General features: G+C 65.2%; 12 protein-coding genes. 1 reads left to right on the top strand and 11 read right to left on the bottom strand.

Features of this window, described 5'->3' with window-relative positions:
* The 10 genes from HK108_RS00350 to HK108_RS00305 all read right to left on the bottom strand — a co-directional run bounded on the left by HK108_RS00350 (nt 1) and on the right by HK108_RS00305 (nt 12,249).
* The gene (locus HK108_RS00350; RefSeq protein ID WP_181270311.1) at nt 1–1,539 is read right to left on the bottom strand and encodes a sodium/proline symporter; all 1,539 of its coding nucleotides are present in this window, start codon (nt 1,537–1,539) and stop codon (nt 1–3) included.
* Complete coding sequence (locus HK108_RS00345) at nt 1,536–1,742, bottom strand: hypothetical protein (RefSeq protein ID WP_139469641.1); 207 nt, start codon at nt 1,740–1,742, stop codon at nt 1,536–1,538. Before HK108_RS00345 ends, HK108_RS00350 begins: the two co-directional genes overlap by 4 nt.
* Before the next feature lie 166 nt (nt 1,743–1,908).
* Nucleotides 1,909–3,507: a molybdopterin-dependent oxidoreductase gene (locus HK108_RS00340; protein ID WP_181270310.1), complete on the bottom strand. Its 1,599-nt coding sequence runs from the start codon at nt 3,505–3,507 to the stop codon at nt 1,909–1,911.
* A gap of 20 nt (nt 3,508–3,527) precedes the next feature.
* Nucleotides 3,528–3,854 (bottom strand): hypothetical protein, encoded by a 327-nt coding sequence (locus tag HK108_RS00335; RefSeq protein WP_181270309.1) that lies wholly within the window; start codon nt 3,852–3,854, stop codon nt 3,528–3,530.
* 53 nt (nt 3,855–3,907) lie between these two features.
* The gene (locus tag HK108_RS00330; protein ID WP_181270308.1) at nt 3,908–5,425 is read right to left on the bottom strand and encodes an aldehyde dehydrogenase family protein; all 1,518 of its coding nucleotides are present in this window, start codon (nt 5,423–5,425) and stop codon (nt 3,908–3,910) included.
* Nucleotides 5,422–6,318, bottom strand: coding sequence for a dihydrodipicolinate synthase family protein (locus tag HK108_RS00325; protein WP_139469645.1), 897 nt, complete (start codon nt 6,316–6,318; stop codon nt 5,422–5,424). The genes HK108_RS00330 and HK108_RS00325 overlap by 4 nt, the downstream gene beginning before the upstream one ends.
* Nucleotides 6,319–6,535: 217 nt before the next feature.
* Nucleotides 6,536–7,318 (bottom strand): Bax inhibitor-1/YccA family protein, encoded by a 783-nt coding sequence (locus HK108_RS00320; RefSeq protein WP_139469709.1) that lies wholly within the window; start codon nt 7,316–7,318, stop codon nt 6,536–6,538.
* A gap of 217 nt (nt 7,319–7,535) precedes the next feature.
* Nucleotides 7,536–9,119, bottom strand: a complete 1,584-nt coding sequence (locus HK108_RS00315) for an AbgT family transporter (RefSeq protein ID WP_181270307.1) — start codon at nt 9,117–9,119, stop codon at nt 7,536–7,538.
* Between the two features lie 299 nt (nt 9,120–9,418).
* Complete coding sequence (locus HK108_RS00310) at nt 9,419–10,504, bottom strand: inositol-3-phosphate synthase (protein ID WP_101545123.1); 1,086 nt, start codon at nt 10,502–10,504, stop codon at nt 9,419–9,421.
* Nucleotides 10,505–10,656: 152 nt separating this feature from the next.
* Entirely contained in the window at nt 10,657–12,249 is a 1,593-nt protein-coding gene (locus HK108_RS00305) for a peptide chain release factor 3 (protein WP_181270306.1), read from the bottom strand.
* A 163-nt stretch (nt 12,250–12,412) separates the two neighbouring features.
* Here HK108_RS00305 and HK108_RS00300 point away from each other — a divergent pair, with 163 nt between their 5' ends.
* The gene (locus HK108_RS00300) at nt 12,413–12,781 is read left to right on the top strand and encodes a hypothetical protein (protein WP_181270305.1); all 369 of its coding nucleotides are present in this window, start codon (nt 12,413–12,415) and stop codon (nt 12,779–12,781) included.
* A 178-nt stretch (nt 12,782–12,959) separates the two neighbouring features.
* Here the strand turns inward: HK108_RS00300 and hrpA are convergent, their stop codons facing one another.
* Nucleotides 12,960–17,267, bottom strand: a complete 4,308-nt coding sequence (hrpA, locus tag HK108_RS00295; protein ID WP_181270304.1) for an ATP-dependent RNA helicase HrpA — start codon at nt 17,265–17,267, stop codon at nt 12,960–12,962.
* Between the last annotated feature and the right edge of the window lie 34 nt (nt 17,268–17,301).

Here is a 17,301-nt window from a genome sequence, read left to right as displayed (position 1 = left end):
TCAGACGTCCTTCGGAACCTGACCGGCCAGGGAATCGTTCTGACCGGTGAGCATGTGTGCTGGGATCGCGCCGATCTTGTCGGTCTCCTTCATCGCCTCGAGGACGTGGGCAGGCACCGGATGCGAGCGCTGAGTGGCCAGGGAGACGAGGATGAGGGCCAGGGTCGAGCACACGATGCCTACTCCCATCGGGTCGACTCCGGTGACGTCGACGAGTCCTGTCAGCTGCCACACGACCGACGACACAGTGCCGGCGATCATCGACCAGATCGCTCCGGGCACGTTCGCCTTCTTCCACCAGGCGGCGGCGATGTAGACGGGGACGAACGCGGCACCGAGCACCGTGGTCGAGAAGATGACCACCTCGGCGACGGCCGGCGGATCATTCACCGCGACGAAGTAGCCGATGATCGCCAGCACGAGAACGGTGAACCGGGAGACCCAGACGGACTGCTGGTCGGACATGTCCTTCTTGAAGAAGCGTTGGAACAGATCTTGGCTGGCGATCGTGCCCGACTGCAGCAGCAGAGCGTCGGCTGTGGACATGATCGCAGCCATGATTCCTGCCATGACGATGCCTACGGCGAAGTTCGGCAGCACAGTGTCTGCGACTTCGAAGACCGCGAGCTCCGGATTGTCCAGAGTCGGCAGCAGGATGAGCGCCATGATGCCGACGATGTAGGGAGCGGGGATGAACAGCAGGTTGAAGCCGGTGGCGTAGAGGCTGGCGCGCCTGGCCACCGAGGGCCGCTTCATCGCCATATGGCTGACGTTGACGTGCGGCCAGCCCATATAGCCGATAGAGAAGACGAGGACGGCGCCGACGATGACTCCCCATTGGACGGATTCGATCCCGTCCGGTCCCCACATGGTCAGCAGGTTCGGGTTGATCTGTCCGACCGTCTCGTTGCCGGCTGTCCACCCGCCCACGGCCTGCAGACATCCGATGAGGATCCACACCATGCCGATGAGCATGATGATCGCCTGCACGAAGTCGGTGTAGGCCACGGCGAGGTAGCCGCCGAGAAAGGTGTAGAAGACGATGACGCCGACGGCGATGAGCAGCGCCCAGGCATACGGAATGCCGGTGACCATCTCGAGTCCGCGCCCGCCGGCGATGAACTGACTCATCACATAGAAGAAGATGCAGAACAGGGCGACCGGCGCGGCGATCGCGCGGATCCACTTCGACGGATATCGATGTTCGAGGTATTCGATCGAGGTGAGCGACCCGAGGATCTGGGAGAGCTTGCGCATCCGCCGGCCCAGGATCGAGAGGTTGAGAACACCGCCGCCGATGTCGCCCATCGCGTACCACAGAGAGAAGTAGCCCTTCGTATACGCCAGCGATCCCGCACCGAGGAACATGTACCCCGACATCGACGACGACTGCAGGCGCAGAGCCGTGACCGCAGCGCCCAGGCTGCGACCGCCGAGCAGATATCCCTCGCTGCCCTTCGAACCTATCTTGAGCGTCCACACGCCGATGCCGGCCATGGCGAGGAAGTAGATGACGAGGAACCAGGTTTCGATGTTCATGCCGCTCCCCCGTTTCCTTTCGCCGAGGCGGCCCCGCCGTCTCGTCCGTCCGCTCCGTTCGCGGTTCTCGCCAGGGCCTGATCCTCAGCCATGTCCTCGGCCTTCCAACCGCGGGAGAGGAAGACGAAGACGAGGGTGTAGATCACCCAGATCGCGGGGATGCCGACGATGATGACGACCGTCGCCGTCGGAAGACCGAACACGTTGACCACCTCGTTGTGATGCGGGAATACAGATGATGTGAATGAGATTACAAGTTATCGCGAGAAGCCTGAGTCTGCAGCGCCAAGTTCGCATGGTGGGAACGCGGGGCACGACTGTCTGACCGACCTGTCGGTTCGATGCGCGTGTCCGTTCCGCAGCGCGGGCTCACTCAACGGTGAACTGGCGCTCGTGGAGTCCCGTCGCGGCACCCGGAATGGCGGGCCGGCGTTCCGAGGTCTGCACGTTTCCGTCCTGGTCGACCGCGCGCACGCTGACCGTGTGCGTGCCGGTGCTCAGTCCCGTGTGCTCGCATCGCCACTGGCGCCAGGTGTCGGCGGTGAGTTCTTCGCTGAGTTCCGCTTCCGCCCAGTCGCCGTTGTCGATGCGCACCTGCACCTTCTCGATGCCTGTGTGCTGCGCCCAGGCCATGCCTGCGGTGACGACCCGGCCGCCGCTCTTGGGCGTGACAGTGGCCCCGGGGCGGGGCACGTCGATGCGCGAGGCCACCAGCACGGGTCCGTGCGTGGCCCAGCCGCGCGTCGTCCAATATGCCTCTTTGTCCGCGAACCGGGTGATTTCGAGATCGGTCACCCATTTCGTTGCCGAGACGTAGCCGTAGAGTCCGGGGACGACCAGGCGTGCCGGGTATCCGTGGTCGCGTGGCAGAGCATGACCGTTCATGGCCACGGCCAGCAGGGCCGCGCGATCGTCGGTGAGCACTTCGAGTGGGGTGGAGGCGGTGAAACCGTCATCGGAGCCCGAGAGCACCATGTCCGCACCGGAGTGCGGTTTCGCCCGTGCCAGCAGGTCCCGGATCGGATAGCCCAGCCATTTCGCATTGCCCACCAGGTCGCCGCCGACCTCGTTCGAGACGCAGGCCAGGGTCACATAGTGCTCCTGGAGCGGGAGGTCGAGGAGTTCGGCCATCGTGATCGTGAACTCGTGCTCGACCATGCCGTGGACGCGCAGCATCCATGTTCCCGCGTCGATCGACGGCGGGAAGAGCGCTGTGTCGATGCGGTAGAAATCCTGGGTCTCCGTGACCAGCGGGGTCAGTCCGGGCACGTCGAGTTCCGCTCCGGTGGGAATCTCCGGCGCCGAGGCGGCCGGTCGCGGGAGGACGAGCTTCGTCACCGTTCCTGCCGCACTGCGGGCCAGTGTGGCCGCGGACTGCCCGGCCGCGACGGCGGCGATGCCGACCGCGCTCAGTCCCGCGGCCAGCCCGAAGAAGGCCCGTCGACCCGGCCTGGCCGGAGTTCGATGCTGCGTGTCGGCTCCGGCGTCCTCGGCGTCGGAGCGAGCCTCAGTGCCTCCACCGGTGCGAGCCGGAACTGTCGCGACGTGAAGGAGGACGAGGAAGGCTGCGGCCCCGGCGGCGATTCCGCCGAGACTCGGCAGGGTGGCCACAAGCCCGGCACCGGAGCTGAAGCCGACGACGGCAGGCAGCAGGCCGAAACCGATGAGCAGGACGAGCGCCAGACCGCGACGGCGAGCGCCGATCCACCCGATGATCGCACCGCACCCCGCCCCTCCTGCCACGATGGTGATGACGAGGGCGAATTTGTCGTGAGTGCCGAAGACCGCGATCGCGGACTTGATGAGCACGGTAGGCATCAGCGGGATGAGTGCCTGGCCGATGAGCAGAGCAGGAGCCGACGCCACGTCCAGGCTGCGGGCGATGAGTTCGGCCGTGCCGAAATAGATGAGTGTCGCAACGACCCCGGCGAGCACAGAGGGCCACGTGCGCTGAGTACTCCCCACCATGCCCTCCTTCTCCCCCATGCTCAGGCCAGGTTTCGACGCAGGCGCACGACCGCCTCGGTGAGGGCGCTGATGCGGTTCTCGCGATCGGGTTCGGGCAGTGTCCGAGCCGAACGCAGTCCGTGTTCGAGGAGCACGACGACCTGATCGGCGAGGGTCTGATCTCCGAGTTCTGGGACCGGCCGGGCCTCGGAGCCGATCCATGAGAACTCGGCCAGGGCCTCACGGATGACTGCACGTCTGCTCGGTGCCGGTGGGGCCGCCTCGTCGAGTTGGGCAGTGGTCAGGGAGATGATCCGGATGCGCAGACGGCGCACCTCGGTCTCGAGTTCCGCCGCTGCCGTGGTCATGGACTCATGATAGTCCTCGTCGATGGGAACAGCGGCGGAACCTCAGACGATGATCAGGTGTCGGCCACCCAGACGGTCATGGTTTCCTGATAGGTGTCCAGGGCTTCCGGGCCGTTGTCGCGGCCCCAGAATCCGGACTGTCGCAGTCCGCCGAACGGAGTGGCTTCGGTGCCTTCGCTGTAGCCGTTGACCGCGAGGGTGCCCACGCGGATCCGGCTCGCCCACCACCGCACTTGGGCGATGTCCTCGCACCACACGCTCGACGCCAGCCCATAGGGTTCGCCGTTGATGAGGTCCACAGCGTCGTCGCGATTGGTGCGTCGCAGCAGCTGGGTCACGGGGCCGAAGATCTCTCCACGGCCGAGTTCGCTGGCATCGGGCACGCCTTCGATGACGGTCGGCGGATACCAGGTGCCGATGTCGGGGACGTCGGCACGGGTGTTGAGGATCCGCGCTCCCTTCTCCACGGCTTCGTCGACCCAGGCGGTGATACGATCGCGGGCGCGAGCATTGATCACCGGGCCGACGTCCGTATCGGCGTCGAACGGATCGCCGACGGTGAGTGCCTCGGTCGCGGTGATGAGTGCGGTGCGGAACTCGGCGAACCTCTCGTCATCGTCGCCGACGTAGATCACCCGAGAGGCGGCGGTGCAGTTCTGGCCGCTGGTGCCGAAGGACGCACCGGCGATGTCGGCGGCGATCGCCTCGAAATCCGTGGCCTGTGCGGAGTCGACGATATAACCGGCCCGTCCGCCGAGTTCGAGGGACACCTTCTTGAGGTTCGACCGGGCCGAGGACTCGAGGAAGGACCTGCCGACGGGTCCCGAACCGGTGAAGGTGAGCACGTCGATGTCGTTGTGCAGACCCATCGCGGCGCCGATCGCTGAGCCGGTGCCGGTGAGGACGTTGAGAATGCCGTCGGGCACCCCCGCCTCGGTGGCGAGCCTGGCGAGGTGGAGGGCGCTGAGCGTCGAATCCTCAGAGGTCTTGACGACCATCGCATTGCCGGCGGCCAGCGCCGGGGCGATCTTCCAGCCGAGCATGGCCACGGGATAGTTCCACGGCAGGATCGCTCCGACGACCCCGCTGGGCACCTTCGTCACCCAGCCCCAACCGTCAGGATTCTGCAGGTAGCGTCCGTCGTCGCGCGAGATGAGGTCGGCGCTCAGTCTGAGGTTCGCGGCGACATCGGGGACGTCTTCCTCGACGCTGCCGAGGGCGACCTTTCCGGCTTCGATGCCGTCGAGGTAGGCGATCTCTGCGGCATCGGCTTCGACGAGGTCGGCGAGGCGACGCAGCACCCGCGCCCGCAGCTTCGCGTCTCCTGCCCAGTCGGCCTCGTTGAAGGCGGTGCGCGCTGTGGCGACGGTGTCATCGAGCTGCTGAACGCTGGCCGCGGACAGGCTTCCGATCACTGTTCCGTCGCTCGGTGAGATGAGACCGATCTCGTCGCCGGTGCCGGTGACGGCGCGGCCGCCGATCCACTGTCCGAAATTGCCGTCGATGATGGCCCGAAGCGCGGTTCGACCGCGGTCGACGAGGGTGCTGTCAGTTGAAGACGTAGGGCTCATGCTGCGTGTTTCCTCTCCAGTTCGGCGATCGCGTCGAGCAGCGACGCCAATGAGTCGGGACCGGCTGTCGGCAGGGGTGGACGCACCGGTCCCTGTTCGTGACCGGTTCGGCCGAGCGCCTGTTTGATGAGTGAGATGAAGGCGGAGTCACCCTCGATGAGTCCGAGGGCATGCCCGAGGCTTCTCCATAGGTCGACGGCGCCGGCCCAATCACCGCTGTCGGCCAGCTCCCACAGTCTCTGGCAGTGATCGGGCAGCAGCCACGCCGAGGCCGCCACCCAGCCGCTGGCGCCCTGGGCGAAGCCCTCGAGGGCGATTCCGTCGGCCCCGACGAAGATCTCGGTATCCTCGCCGAGGCGGTCGCGCAGCTCCCGGATCCGTGTGGCTTCGCCGGAGGTCTCTTTGACGCTCCAGAGTCGGCCGGTGTGCTGGAGCGCGGCGAGGTGGTCCGGGAGCAGGTCGGTGCCGGTGGAGTGGGGATTGTTGTAGACCATGACCGGCAGTTCGGACGCGGTCAGCACCGGGTGCAAGGCGGCGATGACGGCGTCTGGTTCGAGTCCGCCGTAGAAGGGAGGGGTGACCATGACGGCGTCGGCGCCCCAGCCGGCGGCATCCGAGATCTGGGCCGACATCTCTGCCGGGGTGTAGGCCATACAGCCGATGACCACGTGCGCCCGACCGTCGACGGCGGAGACGATGGTCTTGATCTGTGCTTCCCGCTCAGCGGCGCTGAGTGCCAGCGCCTCCCCCGTGGCGCCGAGGCCGAGAAGCCCGGTCACTCCTGAGGCGAGCACCTCCTCGACGCGACTGCCCAGGGCGTCGAGGTTCTGGTCTCCGTCGTCGGAATAGGGGGTCGTCGGAACGGCGAACACACCGCGCATCGGATTCGTCATCGAATCGTCCTCTCAGGCCATGAGGTCTCTGGTCCGCGCTTCATCGATGAAGACGGTCCGCCGACGCTTCTCGTCGGTATCTCAGACGATAGGCAGAAAAGTGATCACAAGCAATGGGCAGCTCGCAACGCACGACGAAGGGCGGACCCCCTTCTCGGGGATCCGCCCTTCGTTCAGCGTTCGGCCGCGACCCACAGTTGTGGAGCGGTCACGTCTCTCAGTCTCTGAAGTAGGAGATGAGGCGCAGGATCTCGACGTAGAGCCAGATGAGGGTGACCATGAGCGAGAACGCGCACATCCAGGAGTACTTCTCCGGGATCTTGTGCTTGACGCCCTCTTCGATCATCTGGAAGTCCATGATCAGTGTCATCGCAGCGAGCACTGTGGCGACGAGGCCGATGACGATGCCCAGCGGAATTCCGAAGATCTCCATGCTGCGGACCCCTCCGGTTCCGAAGGCCAGTCCGAAGACGAGGTTGACGATCGAGAAGATCGCGTAGCCGCCGACGGCGATCACCATGAACTTCATCATCTTCGAGCCGTAGCGCACGCCCTTGAACTTGAAGAGGGCGAGCATGATCGCGAAGACGCTGAGAGTGGCGAGCACGGCCTGGACGACGATGCCGGAGTACATGGACTCGAAGATCGCGGAGATGCCGCCGAGGAACACACCCTCGAACGCGGCATAGCTGATGATCAGGGCCTTGTTCGGTTCCTTCTTGAAGGCGTTGACGAGGCCGAGGACGAGGCCGATGAGCATCGCCGGGAGGGCGAGGACAGGCACGAGCCAGCCGACGACGGCACCGGCGAGGAGGATGGCGAAGAGCACACCGGTCTTCATCATCACATCGTCATAGGTCATCGCACGGTCGGCGACCTGGGGCCCGGCGTTGCGGTTCTCCGCGGCAGGCTGGTTGAAGAGGTTGTTGAGCTCCTGATCGGACATGACCGGCTGGTTGCGTCCAGCCTGGGCGCCCTGGTTGATAGCCCGGTTCATCATGGGGTTACTCACGGTCGAGATCCTTTCGATCTGAGTAGAATATGCGCAGCCGGGAGGCTGCACAGATGATCGTTCACGGTCACAGTCTAACCGGACGGTCTGGACGGGAACTGAGGATTCCCGCCTACAGCGTCCGACGTTGCACGATCGTGATGCTGTGGTGGACAACACCCGATCATGCGCGAGAATTCCCGGATCGGCCCATCGGGTGACCGACTCAGCCCATCTGATAGTGAGTGGCCGCACCCGGTCCCCACGGAATTCCGGTGGCCCACCAGATGAAGAACAGCAGTCCCCACAGGATGAACATGGCGAAGGACAGTGGGATCGTGAATGAGAGCACCGTGCCGATGCCGGCATCCTTCTTGTATCGCTGGATGAAGCCGAGGACGACGACGAAGTACGGGCTCATCGGGGAGATGATGTTCGTCGTCGAGTCACCGATGCGGTAGAGAGCCTGTGTGGTCTCCGGGGAGATCGACAGCAGCATGAACATCGGGACGAGCACCGGTGCCATGAGCGTCCACAGTCCCGAGCCGGAGGTGAGGAACAGTGCACCCACTGCGACGAGCAGCCATCCACCGAGGAGGATGACGAACGGTCCGGTGTTGAGCGCCCCGAAGACCTCGGCACCCTTGATCGCCATGATCTCGCCGAGGTTGGACATCTTGAACAGCGCGAGGAACTGGCTGGCGGCGAAGAACAGGACGATGACCGGTACGAACGGCAGCAGCCCCTTGCCCATCATCTCCGGGATATCGGCGGTGTGCTTGATCGATCCGGTGGCGTAGCCGTAGACGATGCCGACGATGAAGAAGCCGAAGCCGATGATCGCGGCGATTCCGGCCATCAGACCCGAATCGGGACCGAAGCCTCCGGCTTCATCGCGGAGGAATGACCCGGCGGGCCAGGCGAGGGCGAACAGCACCGCCGCGCAGATGACGATGGCGACAACGGCGATGATGATTCCGCGCTTCTCGTTGGCGTCGAGGGCCATCTTGACGTCGAAGTTGTCAGGATCGTCGTCGGTCTCCTCGTCGAGTTCGATCTGGTCGGCTCGCTTGGACAGAACCAGCTCGGTCACCAGGGTCACCGCGGCAGCGACGACGAACATGGAGATGAAGTTGAAGTAGAAGTTCGCGACCGGGCTGACGGAGTAGTCGGCGTCGATGATCTGGGCGGCCGAGGTGGACAGGCCGCCGAGGATCGTGTCGAGCGAGTTGACCATCGGAGCCGCCGAATAGCCTCCCGAGGTCGCGGCATAGGCGACGAGGCAGCCGAGCAGCGGATTGCGGCCGACGGCTTTGAACGCGAGTCCGCCGAGGGGAATCATGATCATGTAGGACGCGTCCGAGGCGATCGATGAGGCGGTTCCGGCCAGGGCGACGATGAACGTGATCCACTTCGGCGAGGCTCCGGCGATGGTTCCGCGCAGCATCGCCGGGATGAGTCCGGACTGCTCGGCCACGGCTACGCCGATGAGCACGATGAGGACGAGTCCCAAAGGCGGGAAGGTGACGAAGTTGTTCGTGGCTCCCGCGACGATCTCACGCAGCGACTCGGTGGAGAAGAGATTCGTCACCGTCACTTTCTCGTCCGTCGCCGGGTTGACGGCGTTGAGCCCGGTGGACGCGAAGATCGCCGAGAGGATCATGACGATGACTGCCAGCGAGAGGAACAGCCAGAACGGGTGGGGCAGTTTGTTGCCGGCCTTCTCGATGATGACGAGGACGCGCATCAGCCAGCTGAGTTCTGACTTGTCGCTCTGCTTCTCATCGGTGGCAGCGGAGGTGCTCGCCATAGGGGTCTCCTCGGTCGTCTCGGCACCGATCGGTGCGCTGGGCCGTGTGCCGCACATGTGAGTGCGATCACGTCGAAGAGACAAGTATCGTGAACAATCCCCGTTGTGTCACGGCGGTCTCAAATACCGGATGCACCGGGGTGGGGCGCCACCCGAACCCCGCCGAGGCGGTCGTGCGGTTCCGTTCTCACCGACGTCGGTGAATGTGCGAGGGCGCCGACCGCAGAATCTGCGATCGGCGCCCTCTCGACCGGCAGGCGACTCAGCACCTCAGAACAGGGTGGGCCGCCTCGGCGATATCAGCGTTCGAGGTCGCCGCGGATGAACGCTTCGACGGCTTCGTGGGCGGCGTCGTCGTCCTGCTGCTCCGGGGGCGACTTCATGAAGTACGAGGAGGCGGAGATGAGGGCTCCGCCGATTCCGCGGTCGAGGCCGATCTTCGCCGCACGCACCGCGTCGATGATGACGCCGGCGGAGTTCGGCGAGTCCCACACCTCGAGCTTGTATTCCAGGGACACTGGGGCGTCGCCGAAGTTGCGGCCTTCGAGGCGGACGAAGGCCCACTTGCGGTCGTCGAGCCATTCGACGTAGTCGCTGGGTCCGATGTGGACGTCGCGGTCGGACAGCTGGGCGGAGGTGTTCGAGGTCACGGCCTGAGTCTTCGAGATCTTCTTCGATTCGAGGCGCTGCCGCTCGAGCATGTTCTTGAAGTCCATGTTGCCGCCGACGTTGAGCTGGTAGGTCCGGTCGAGGACGACGCCGCGGTCTTCGAACAGCTTCGCCATCACACGGTGAGTGATGGTCGCACCGATCTGGGACTTGATGTCGTCGCCGACGATGGGGACACCTGCGGCGCGGAACTTCTCGTCCCATTCCTTGGTGCCGGCGATGAACACGGGCAGGGCATTGACGAAGGCGACCTTCGCGTCGATCGCGGCCTGAGCATAGAACTCGACGGCCTTCTGCGAACCGACGGGCAGGTAGCACACGAGGACATCCGCCTCGGCGTCCTTGAGCGCCTTCACCACGTCGACGGCCTCGCGGTCGGATTCGACGATCGTGTCGCGGTAGTACTCGCCGAGTCCGTCGAGGGTGGGTCCGCGCAGGACCTCGATGCCGGTCGGCTCCACATCGGCGAGCTTGATGGTGTTGTTCTCGCTGGCGGTGATCGCCTCGGCGATGTCGACGCCGACCTTCTTGCCGTCGACGTCGAAGGCGGCAACGAAATCGATGTCACCGACGTGATAGTCCCCGAATTCCACGTGCATGAGGCCGGGAACCTTCGTCCCGGGCGACGCGTTCCGGTAGTACTCCACGCCTTGGATCAGGGACGAGGCGCAGTTGCCCAGTCCGGCAATCGCGACTCGAATCGATTTCGTTCCCACAATTCTCCTTTGTCTGTTTGGGTTTCACCGAGCGGCGGGAATGTCCCACGCGGGCGGTTGGCCCTGTAGGGCTTCGCTTCGGCCCCAACTATCCATAATAATCTCCGCGTCAAAATGCCGGACACCGGCCTTCGAACGCGGCAGTGCTCGTCTCAGCTGACGACCAGAGGTTCGAGAACCAGGTCGGGGTGGTTCTTCTGCACGCCCTGCAGCCGCCACCGGTCGGAGAACAGCGCCAGCAGCTCTCCATCGGAACGGTGGAGGACCTCGACCGAGCGTTCCCGTGCCAGGGTCGGCACGCATTCGGGAGTGGTACGTCGGGCGAGGGAGAAGTTGAGACGCTCCAGGGTGCAGGGAGCGTTGAATTCGTTGGTCATCCGGTCCTCGGCGACTTCGAACTGCATGGGTCCGACGGCGCCGAGCACGGGTGCCTGATCACCGCGCAGATCCGAGCGCAGCACCTGGATGACGCCTTCGTGGTCGAGCTGTTCGATGCCGCGGCGGAACTGCTTGTACTTCGAGGAGTCCTTGGCGCGGATGACCATGAAGTGTTCGGGTGAGAACGTCGGGATGCCGGGGAACTCGACCTTTTTGTCGAGGTAGAGGGAGTCACCGACGCGCAGGGCGGAGGCGTTGACCAATCCGACGACATCTCCCGGGAACGCTTCGTCGACGACATCGCGGTCGCGACCGAAGACCTGCTGAGCGTATTTCGTGGCGAAGGGCTTGCCGGTGCTGGCGTGAGTGAGAACGGTTCCGCGTTCGAAGACTCCCGAACAGACTCGGATGTAGGCGAGTCGGTCGCGATGGTGGGAGTCCATTCCGGCCTGTACCTTGAAGACGAATCCGGAGAAGGGATCGTCGACGGGGCGGGGCTGGTCGTCCTTGTCCAGGCGGGCCTCGGCGGGCGGGGCGAGGTCGACGAGGAGGTCGAGGAGTTTGTGGATGCCGAAGTTGAGCACGGCCGAGGCGAACATCACCGGGGTCGACTTGCCGGCGAGGAAGGTCTCCTGGTCGTGGTTCTGGTCTTCCATCTCCAGCAGATCGGACTCGTCGACAGCGGTCGTCCACGCATCGCCTTCGAGGTCAGCAGCCGCTTCGGACGTGTAGGTGTCCTCACCGGCGATCGTGGCGCCTCCGTCGGTGCGGGTGTATTTCGTGTACTCGCCACTGGTGCGGTCGAGGACTCCGCGGAAGTCTCCGGACTGGCCGACGGGCCAGGTGATCGGGGTGGGCAGGAGGCCGGTGCGCTGCTGAACCTCGTCCATGAGTTCGAGCGCGTCGAGGCCGGGACGGTCCCACTTGTTGACGACCGTGATGATCGGGATATTGCGGTGGGCACAGACTTCGAAGAGCTTCATCGTCTGTGCCTCGAGGCCTTTGGCGGCATCGATGAGCATGACGGCGCAGTCGACGGCGGAGAGCACACGGTAGGTGTCCTCGGAGAAGTCGGCGTGGCCAGGGGTGTCGACGAGGTTGAACACGGCGTCGCGGTACTCGAACTGCAGGGCGGCGGAGGAGATCGAGATTCCGCGGTCCTGCTCCATCTGCATCCAGTCGGAGACGGTGGCGCGGCGACCGGCCTTGCCGTGGGTGGCTCCGGCCTGGCCGATGGCGCGGGCGTGGAGGGCGAGCGCCTCGGTGGTCGTCGATTTGCCCGCGTCGGGGTGGGAGATGACAGCGAACGTGCGGCGGCGGGACGCCTCGTGTCGGATGTCCTTGACGGAATACTGGCCAGAAGTCACCGCAATATCCTATCGTTCTTCGCGCCCATCCGGCGTGTCCGTTCAGTCACAGTGTGGGGCCAGCTTGTGCCGGGCGTCCGGCGGCCGGAACCGTATGTGCGAGGAGGCCCGTGGGGCGTTGCATCCAGCGTCCTGTCGGAATCGGCCCATATGCTGGGGGACGATGTCTGAGGAATTCGTCGAATACGCCGGCCGTTCGGAGCCGAAGGAACGCTGGCTCAAAGCCTTGCCGCTCATCGTCTCGGGAGTCCTTGGAGTCCCGCTGCTGTGCGCGGCGATCTGGTTCTCCTGGCAGATAGCGCAGACGACGAAGTACCTCTTCGATCTCGGCACCTCCGGCACCGAGGCGGCCGGGATGGTGCTGCTCAGCCTGTCCGGGGCCTTCTGCCTCATCTTCTATCTCGCGTTCCTCTTCATCGGCACTCGCCGTCGCACGTGGAAGTGGCGCATCTGGTGGAGCGTCGCCACCCTTCTTGCCGCCGGAGCTCTGCCGTTGTGGTGGCTCTGCAGCGGCTTCTTCGCCGACGTCTGACCCTCACCCGCTGCCGAGACGGCCGCTGACCCACACAGGTCCTCGCAATTCCTACGTTTGGCGGCAACACCTCCCGCTGGCGACTTCTCCTACAGGTACTCGCGCGTCACTCACTCTTCGTGACACAACGCCCCTCTGCAACCAGGTGTTGTGCCGCTGCCGGTGAGGGATGCTCGGGTCAGAGCTGGGCGAGAGCCTTCGCGATGCGCTTCTCCGACACCGGATGTGCCGTGCCCAGCGAATTCGCGAACAGCGACACCCGCAGCTCTTCGAGCATCACAACGACTTCGACCCATTCGGCAGGCAGCGACACGATCAGCTGCGGCCACTCGGCCTTCGCCAGTGCCGGGAATCGATTGCCGATCTTCTTGACCACATCGCTGCTGCAGCCGGTGACTCGATCCATGAGCTGCTTGTCACGGATCGGCGAGTCCTGCATTCCGCCGATGCGCACCACTTCGGCCTGCACCCAGCGGGGCAGCTCGCGCAGCATCTGCGGAGTCATCGCCGCAATGGCGGCTGCGGTCGTCCGGGAGGCTCGCCACGCCTGCACATCGGCGAGGTTGGACAGGATCGCCAACGAGGATGCCTTCGAAACGAGTTTGTCGAGCTCGGTCGCCGCCTGCAGCGCCTTCATCAGGGACGGCAGCAGCGATGAACAGGTCAGCGGCAGCTCGGCGTCGACGTCCTTTCGCAGCTGCGCGAACTCATCGGCGTTGGCCACCCATGACGTCTCGGCCGGCCCCAACCGGTCGGCGACGAGGCCGCGGATCCCGACACGAATCAGTCCGACCAGGAGCTCGTCGGCGGTCTTCTGATGACCGGCGAGGATGAGCTTCTCCTGAGTGGTCAGCCCGTCCTGCAGGTACTTCAGTGCGTCAGACGTGTGCTGGCCCAGCAGGGTGATGATCGCTTCTCGCGTGGCCAGGCGCGCTTGTGCTGCGGTGTCGAAGGCCACGAGGTCGACCGATGTCGCACGGTCCGCGAGCCCCGGAACGACACCGACTGCGGCCTGATCGGGATCGGCCAGCTCACCGAACGACCAGTCCGTCAGACCGGTCTTCGGGGTGAACGCGCTCTGCTTCTGGCGGGCCTTGCGCACCTGGGGTGTGGCTTTCGTTCTCAGAGCAGACAGATCCTCGCCGAGACCGACGGTCTTCTTTCCATCGACGACCCGGAAGGTCAGCCGCAGATGGGCGGGGATCCGCGATCGGTCGAAATCGTCGGCGGTGACCGTGATCGGCACGAGGTCGTTCAGCCCTCCCCCGCCGGCGCGTTCGCTCAAGTACGCGGCGAGCACGTCCGGCAGGTTTCCCTGGTACGGGGTGAGCGCCGGCAGGATCTCGCGGGCGACGTCGGGAGCGGGAACGAAGTAGCGGCGTTTGCTCTTCGGCAATGACCGGATATAGGCGGCGACGAGTTCTTCGCGCAGGCCGGGGACCTGCCAGCTGAATTCGTCCGCGTCGACCGCGGGCACCGCCTCGGCGGGGATCTCCACGGTCACCCCGTCGTCGGTGCTGCCGGGGTCGAAGGAGTAGCGCAGCTTCGCCCGCGTACCGTCGGTCAGTTCCCATTCCATCGGGAAATCCGAGGCCACCGAGGCGGTCAGCTCCTCACTGTCGTCGCTGAGCAGCACCGAGGTGGTGAGGTCGAGCAGGTGCGCGTCCCGTCGTTTCTGCTTCTTCCACCACCCCCGGAAATCCGCCGCCGAGGTGATCCCCTCCGGAATCCGTTCGTCGAAGAATTCGTAGAGGGCATCGTCCTGGTCGAGCACGCGACGGTTCCGTGTCCGCGAAGCCAGTTCCTCGGCCTCGTCGATGACGGCCGCGTTGTGTTCGAGGAAGCCGAAGCGTTCGTGCCAGTCGCCTTCGATGAGACCCTTGCGGATGAACGCGTCCCGGGCGGCCTCGGCGTCGATGGTGCCGTAGCCGACACGACGGTCGCTGACAAGAGTGACCCCGTAGAGGGAGATCTTCTCGTACACCATCGATGCGCCGGCCTTCGTCGACCAGTGCGGATCCGAATGTTGGCGGGTGACCAGGTCACCGGCGGCTCCGACGACCCAGTCCGGGTCGATCGCGGCCACGGTGCGGGCCCACAGGCGGGAGGTCTCGACGAGTTCGGCAGCCATGACGAAGTCGGGGTTGACCTTGAAGAGTCCGGATCCGGGGAAGATCGCGAATCGGGTGCCGCGAGCTCCCTGATAGTCCTTGTGCCGCTGCGACCGTGAGCCGATCATCGTCAGCAGACCGGTGAGCAGGGACCGGTGGATGGCGGCGGCATGCGGGTCGAGTTTGGCAGCCGCCACCTGCTTCCCGGTGTCCCCGGCCGGACCGGTCGCGCCCTGCTTCTTCGCGCTGCGTTTGGCGGCGCTGAGCTCGGCGAATCCGATCTTGCCGTTCGCACCTCGTCCGCCCTGAGCGCTTCCTTCGCCCCGACCGCCGCGGGTGCCCTGACCGCCAGGAGCATTCTGACCCTCACGACCTCGACCGCTGCGACCGCCTTGACCACGGTCGGAACCGTCACCGGACCCAGCAGCATTCGTCTTGCCGCCCTCGCTATCGAGCGCGGATCCGGCCGTGTCGGCATCGTCGCCCGGCTGCCAGACGGATCTCTCGATGCGAATGCCGGCCGAGCCGAGCAGAGAACGCAGCTGACCGACGAGGTCCTGCCATTCGCGGATGCGCACGAAGTTGAGGAACTCGTCCTTGCAGCGGCGACGGAACTTCGAGGATCCCATGTCCGCCTGCAGACTCTGCAGGTAGTTCCACAGGTTGAGGTAGGACAGGAAGTCACTGCCTCGGTGGGTGAATCGGGCGTGCTTCTCATCGGCGGCGGCTCGGACCTCCGCCGGACGTTCCCGCGGGTCCTGGATGGACAGCGCGGCGACGATGACGGTGACCTCTCCCCCGCAGCCGGCCTCCGCCCCGGCGATGACCATTCGGGCCAGGCGGGGGTCGATCGGCAGCACTGTGAGTTTCCGACCGATCTCGGTGACGTGGATCTTCCCTGCCGAGTCGCTGGTCAGCGCCCCGAGTTCGGTGAGCATCGTCCGTCCGTCACGGACGGCCCTGGCCTCTGGCAGGGTGAGGAATGGGAAGTCGAGGATCTCCTGATCGCTTGCGGCGAATCCCAGTGAGGCCATCTGCAGGATGACGCTGGCGAGGTTCGTGCGCAGGATCTCCGGATCGGTGAATTCGGGACGCGAGTCGAAGTCGTCTTCCGAGTACAGGCGGATGCAGATGCCGTCACTGGTGCGCCCGGAGCGGCCTTTGCGCTGGTTCGCACTGGCTTGGGAGATACGCTCGATCGGCAGTCGCTGCACCCGGGTGCGGTTGGAGTAGCGGGAGATGCGGGCGGTGCCGACGTCGATGACGTATTTGATTCCGGGCACCGTCAGCGAGGTCTCGGCGACGTTCGTGGCCAGGACGATGCGAGGTCGTGAATGGGGTTGGAAGACCTTCTGCTGCTCCCCCGCCGAGAGTCGGGCGAACAGCGGCACGACCTCCCAGCTGCTCATCCGCGGACGTCTGCGCAGGTGGTCGGTCAGGGCATCGGCCGTGTCGCGGATCTCCCGTTCGCCGGAGAGGAAGACGAGGATGTCACCGGGTGCCTCGGCTGCGAGTTCATCGACGGCGGCGATGATTCCGTCGGTCTGCTCCTCGACTCCGGTTTCGTAGTTCCCGGATTCGCCGGGCCCGTCGACATCGTCATCGGCAGGATCGTCCCCGAGAGGCCGGTACCGCACCTCGACGGGGAAGGTGCGGCCTTCGACGGAGATGATCGGAGCGTCATCGAAGTGAGCGGAGAACGATTCGGGGTCGATCGTCGCCGAGGTGATGATGACTTTGAGGTCGGGACGTCGGTCGAGCACTTCCTTGAGATAGCCGAGGAGGAAGTCGATGTTGAGGCTGCGTTCGTGTGCCTCGTCGATGATGATGACTTCGTAGTCGCGCAGCAGTTTGTCGCGCGAGAGCTCGGACAGCAGAATGCCGTCGGTCATCACCTTCACCCGAGTGGAATCGGCGACCTGCGCGGTGAACCGCACCTGGTAGCCGATGGTGCTGCCGAGCTCCTCGTCGAGTTCGTCGGCGATGCGCTCGGCCACAGTCCGGGCGGCGATGCGCCGAGGCTGGGTGTGGCCGATGAGTCCGTCGACCCCGAGGCCGAGGTCGAGGCAGATCTTCGGCAGCTGGGTGGTCTTTCCCGATCCCGTCTCGCCGGCGATGATGACGACCTGGTTGTCCCGGATCGCCTCGGCGATCTCGTCCTTCGCCGCGGTGACCGGCAGATCCTCGGGGTAGGTGACGGTGACCGGATGGGCAGCGCGGGCGTCCTTGAGCCGGGCTCGGCGCTGCTGATGGTGCGCTGCCGTGATTCTGCGTCGCTGCTGCGAACGCCCACGTCCGTTCTTCCCGCGCCGAGGCGGCCGTCCTGGATTCGTGTTCGCTGGGGTGGTCGACGGGGTCGGGTTCTCTTCTGCCATTGCGTCTCCCAGCTTAGCGGCAATGCCCAGACTC

It is taken from the genome of Brevibacterium sediminis, assembly GCF_013623905.1.
Taxonomy (GTDB): Bacteria; Actinomycetota; Actinomycetes; order Actinomycetales; family Brevibacteriaceae; genus Brevibacterium; species Brevibacterium sediminis.
This window is presented reverse-complemented; position numbering and strand designations above follow the sequence as displayed.

Bases quoted from the DNA above. Each gene is read 5' to 3' on its own strand.
- HK108_RS00350 (WP_181270311.1), bottom strand. From the start codon at position 1,539: ATGAACATCGAAACCTGGTTCCTCGTCATCTACTTCCTCGCCATGGCC.
- HK108_RS00340 (WP_181270310.1), bottom strand. From the start codon at position 3,507: ATGGTGGGGAGTACTCAGCGCACGTGGCCCTCTGTGCTCGCCGGGGTC.
- HK108_RS00335 (WP_181270309.1), bottom strand. From the start codon at position 3,854: ATGACCACGGCAGCGGCGGAACTCGAGACCGAGGTGCGCCGTCTGCGC.
- HK108_RS00330 (WP_181270308.1), bottom strand. From the start codon at position 5,425: ATGAGCCCTACGTCTTCAACTGACAGCACCCTCGTCGACCGCGGTCGA.
- HK108_RS00325 (WP_139469645.1), bottom strand. From the start codon at position 6,318: ATGACGAATCCGATGCGCGGTGTGTTCGCCGTTCCGACGACCCCCTAT.
- HK108_RS00320 (WP_139469709.1), bottom strand. From the start codon at position 7,318: ATGATGAACCGGGCTATCAACCAGGGCGCCCAGGCTGGACGCAACCAG.
- HK108_RS00315 (WP_181270307.1), bottom strand. From the start codon at position 9,119: ATGGCGAGCACCTCCGCTGCCACCGATGAGAAGCAGAGCGACAAGTCA.
- HK108_RS00300 (WP_181270305.1), top strand. From the start codon at position 12,413: ATGTCTGAGGAATTCGTCGAATACGCCGGCCGTTCGGAGCCGAAGGAA.
- hrpA (WP_181270304.1), bottom strand. From the start codon at position 17,267: ATGGCAGAAGAGAACCCGACCCCGTCGACCACCCCAGCGAACACGAAT.